Annotated in this window: 3 protein-coding genes and 1 tRNA gene; all 4 read right to left on the minus strand. The window is 38.8% G+C overall.

What is annotated here, in order from left to right:
* Positions 1 to 138: 138 nt before the first annotated feature.
* Positions 139 to 210: transfer RNA gene (locus tag K6V43_RS11180), tRNA-Arg, on the minus strand.
* A 55-nt stretch (positions 211 to 265) separates the two neighbouring features.
* Positions 266 to 940 carry a beta/alpha barrel domain-containing protein gene (locus K6V43_RS11185; protein WP_222383134.1) on the minus strand — a complete coding sequence of 225 codons (675 nt, stop codon included), beginning with the start codon at positions 938 to 940 and terminating at the stop codon, positions 266 to 268.
* A 31-nt stretch (positions 941 to 971) separates the two neighbouring features.
* On the minus strand, positions 972 to 2,717 hold the full coding sequence (locus tag K6V43_RS11190) for an ABC transporter ATP-binding protein (protein WP_222383135.1): 1,746 nt from the start codon (positions 2,715 to 2,717) through the stop codon (positions 972 to 974).
* Positions 2,707 to 4,446: an ABC transporter ATP-binding protein gene (locus K6V43_RS11195; protein WP_172007423.1), complete on the minus strand. Its 1,740-nt coding sequence runs from the start codon at positions 4,444 to 4,446 to the stop codon at positions 2,707 to 2,709. Before K6V43_RS11195 ends, K6V43_RS11190 begins: the two co-directional genes overlap by 11 nt.
* Positions 4,447 to 4,783 lie beyond the last annotated feature (337 nt).

Raw genomic sequence — 4,783 nt, forward strand, 5'->3', positions numbered from 1 at the left:
AACGTTTTCAAGAACGCAACAACGGCCTTGCCCCTCTTGAAATGAGGAACAAGGCCGTCGCCTAATCTTTTATTATTTCATTGTCCACTTGACAGGGAGCAGTTCATTAATATTTCAAGGGTTTTCGTTGTATTTATATCTCCCCTGCAGGAATCGAACCTGCAACTAATTCTTAGGAGGAATTTGTTATATCCATTTAACTAAGGGAAGTCTGCCTTTCTATTGTAACTCAGAAAGGGGCAGAATGCAAGACCGAGACAGTTTTTCAGTCCACTGCATGTTTACGGTATTTTTCCATTTTTCCTTTGAAAAGATCTCCATTACTTGGCGCTGTATACGTAATGGCATTTGCACCAGCTGCAATTACCTGGCGAATGCTCTCTTCGGTTGGTCCACCAGTTGCCATGATGGGAAAATCAGGATAGTCTTTCCGAATTTTTTCTACAACTTTTGGAGTTTCAATACCACAAGATACATTCAAGATATCAACCCCCGCTTCAATACGAGATTTAATATCCGATTTGTCTGAAACGACTGTATAGATAATGGGAATATCGATGACCTTATTGATTTCTTCAATTGTTTCAACCGTTGTTGGTCCATTTACTACTACAGCATAAGCCCCCTCAGACTCTGACAATAAACTCATATTTGCCGAGCGCATACCGGTTGTTAAGCCACCACCAACACCTGCAAGTACAGGAACGGACGCAACCATCATAATACTCTTAATAATGGCAGGAATTGGAGTAAATGGATAAACAGCCAGAATAGCATCTGCATTGTGGTTAGCAATAATTGAAACATCGGTTGTAAATAATATGGAACGAATACGACGCCCGTAAATGCGAATGCCACTACATTCTTTCATCACTTCGGGCATTTGAACAATGTCTTGTCGTAAATCTGACATGACTGATGGAATATGTGGTTGAGTCATAATAACCTCCTTCTGTTGAATAAAAATCGAACTATTGTGCCAATTGACCAGCCTGTAGCTCATACATCCGATGATAGGTTCCCTTGAGAGCTAGTAATTCGTCGTGGCTACCCGATTCAATAATTTTTCCTTTATCTAGAACGTAAATGCAATCCGCATCCTGAATCGTAGATAGTCTATGTGCAATTGCGATGGTGGTCCGACCTTTTCTCATTTTTTCAAGCGAATGCTGAACAGTTTGTTCCGTTTCAGAATCAATATTGGCTGTAGCCTCATCTAAAATTAAAATTTTGGGTTGGCTAGCCATGGTTCTTGCAAATGCAAGTAACTGCCTTTGCCCAGTTGAAAAGGAAGAACCCCTCTCTGTAACAAGCTGTTGGTAACCATTAGGTAATTTTTCAATAAATGGTGCTGCATCAACAAAACGAGCAGCTTCAATGATGTCATCCTGACTGATATCTTGATACATTTGAATGTTGGAAGCAATTGTTCCATGATACAAGAACGGTTCCTGCAATACAAGCCCAATATTAGAACGCAATTCGTGAGGTGCGAATTGACGTATATCTTGTCCATCAATAAGGATGCGGCCCGATTGAAATTCATAAAAACGCATAAATACATTTATTATGGAAGATTTTCCAGATCCTGTAGCCCCAACAAAAGCAATGGTTTGTCCTTTTTTTACTTCGAATGAAACATGATCCAAAATTTTTCGCTTGCCATCATAAGAAAATGACACATCTTCAAAGACAATATCACCTTTAGTGATTCGCACATCCGTACTCTCCTGCCTTGGCTCCTCAATCGTTTGATCCATTAGAGTAAACACGCGACCCGCAGACACCATAGAAGTTTGAAGGGTTGAAAAGTGTTGGGTAACTTCCAAAAGAGGGTCAAATAAACGATTGGCATATTGGATAAAAGCATAAATGAGTCCTGCGGAAACTGGAGCATCTGACCAATCCAAGCCAAAATAGGTCATTAGAAAAGCATAGGCTAGAATTTTTATCAGCGAAAGAGCAGGTCGTAAAAACAGGCTATCCAATGCCATTGACCGACTGGCAAAGGCTAGATGTTCTTGATTAATAGCTTCAAACTCATCAGATAAACGTTCCTCTTGTCTAAAGGCCTGAATAATCCGAATTCCCTCAATACTCTCAGCAAGTTTACTATTGATTTGACTCAATAAACTCCGTGTTTTTTCCACAACGGGTGCTGATTTTTTTCGATACATATTCACCAATATAAAAATGATTGGTAAAAAGAGGACAATGAGGCTGGTTAATTTCCAATCAAGAGCAAACATGGTATACAAAGTAACAGCTACGACAAAAATAGCGGAAATGAAACTGGACAGTATCCCAGAAAACATCTCTGAAATACTCTCCGTATCATTTGTCAATCGAGATACAATCGAACCACTCGGTGTTTGATCAAAATAGGCCATCCCCAAAGATTCCATTTTAGAAAAGGCATCCTGGCGAATATCTCGAACAATACTATAAGAAACCTTAGCAAACCAAAAATTACCAATATACTGAAACAACATCTGAAGGATATACAGACCAAAATAGCCACCTAAAACCAACAAAACCCCATCTGTTACTTGATGGACATAATGATCAATAAAATAAGATGCCAGTAAGGGAATGATACTACGAATTACTGTGGTTAACAATAAAAAACTTAAGGCAGCGATGGTTAGAAATAGATAAGGTTTGACATAGGACAATAGCCGCCAAAAGACATTTTGTGGTGCTTTCTTATTCATCATTCTCCTCCATTTCTAATTGCTGCATCCTATATGTATTGTAGTACCAACCTTTCTTCTCAAGTAATTCTTGGTGACGTCCCCGTTCAATAATACGCCCATTCTCTAATACCAAAATCATCTCTGCATGGACTACTGCCGATAAACGATGGGCGGTGATAATGGTTGTTTTACCTCGCCTGCCCTCCTTGACATTTTCAATAATAGCATGTTCCGTCTTGGCATCAACTGCTGATAAGGAATCATCTAACAATAGGATTTCAGGATTTAAAATCATTGCGCGTGCCATAGCTAATCGCTGCTTTTGTCCACCAGATAAGGCAATACCTTTTTCCCCCACAATGGTGTCAAATTTTTCAGGCATATCCATTATATCATCATACACATGAACAATTTTAGCAGCTTCCTCAATCTCCTCTTTTCCCAAATTGGGATGTCCAAAGCGAATATTTTCAGAAATACTTGTTGCAAATAGAAACTGATCTTGGGGAACATAGCCCAGCAGACTCCTCAAATCTGCTAAACGATAGTCTTTTACATTTTCATTGTTTAATAAAATACGACCATCTTCCACATCATATTCACGCAAGATTAATTTTAATAAAGTAGTTTTCCCAGATCCTGTAGGACCTACTAGACCAACCGTCTGCCCTTTTTCAATAGTGAAATAGATGTCTTCAAGTGTCGGTTGTTCTTCATATGAAAACGCATCAATTTCGTAACAAATATCTCCATTTTCAGGTGCTGGTAAAGGATTCTGTGGATTTTCAACATCTGAACGAATATCTAATAATCGTTGGATACGCTCATAGGAAACAGCGCCACGTTGTGTAATATTAAACAAGAAACCAATTGCCATTAAGGGCCATACTAATAGATCCAAATAGGTCATAAAGGTTACGAGTTGTCCAACTGTCACCTGACCTTGTCGAATAAATTGAGCACCAACGAACAAGGTCAGTACGTAAGAAAGACCAACAAAGAATAAAACGGCTGGATCAAACATGGCATCATACCGCATGGTCTTAATATTTTGTAAATAGGCTGCTTGATTGACTTCTTGGAATGCATGAGTTTCCTGTTCCTGATAACCAAATGACTTGGTCACTTTGATGCCTGATACCGATTCTTGAACCTTGTTATTTAATTCTGAGAAAGCTGCCTGAGAAGCCTTAAAATTCTCATGTGTCCTTCTGCCCAAAAAGCTAGTTGTCATGGCCATAAAAGGCAAGGGAAGAATGGCAACTAGGGTCATTTTCCAAGAAATCATGAAACACATGGTCACCAAGGTCATGAGGGCCGTTACCGTCGCGTCGACAAATGACATCACTCCTCCACCTGCTAATCGTGTCAAAGCATTGATATCGTTAGTAGCGTGCGCCATCAAATCACCTGTTCGGTGATTTTGAAAAAAGGATGGAGACATTTTCATAAAATGTTCAAATAGCCTAGCACGCATAATTTTGCCAAGCCGAAAGGAAGTCGCTAGAATATTCATTCTCCAAATATAACGCAATACATACATACCGATTGCAGAGAGAACCAAACCAGCGACCCCAATCAGAAGTTGATTGCCTGATAAACGGTTTCCTGCAATCTGATCAATAATTTCTCCCATGATATAGGGCGGAAGCAAGTTCAATGCACTTACCAAGCACAAGGAAACAATCCCCATTACATACCGTTTTTTCTCTAGCCTAAAAAACCACCAAAGTTGTTTTATTATTTTCATTTCTGACTTTCTAAATGATGAAAGAAGTATTGGCAGTATTAGAAAACTGCCAACCATATGATATTATATTTAGTTTATCACAATTAATGATGAATAGAAAGATTGCGATACGTCTATCTCATATTTTTCCAGATATCTCTTCTTAGTATTCTACCAAACCGCCCGTCTTTTTCGATATCATCATAGACTGTTGCTGAATAATTGTCTAGAACGAAAAAAGACAGCTAACGCTCAATGTCATTAAGTTAACTAATCTATCACATTTTGTGGTAGGTTAGTTTTTTATGTTACACTAGAAATAAAAGGGGAAAAATCATGCTAGACCAGATTAAAGCTC

This window comes from Streptococcus suis (assembly GCF_019794615.1).
GTDB classification, from domain to species: domain Bacteria; phylum Bacillota; class Bacilli; order Lactobacillales; family Streptococcaceae; genus Streptococcus; species Streptococcus suis_AI.

Coding starts and splice junctions, on each gene's coding strand:
- K6V43_RS11185 (WP_222383134.1), bottom strand. CDS start 940: ATGACTCAACCACATATTCCATCAGTCATGTCAGATTTACGACAAGAC.
- K6V43_RS11190 (WP_222383135.1), bottom strand. CDS start 2,717: ATGATGAATAAGAAAGCACCACAAAATGTCTTTTGGCGGCTATTGTCC.
- K6V43_RS11195 (WP_172007423.1), bottom strand. CDS start 4,446: ATGAAAATAATAAAACAACTTTGGTGGTTTTTTAGGCTAGAGAAAAAA.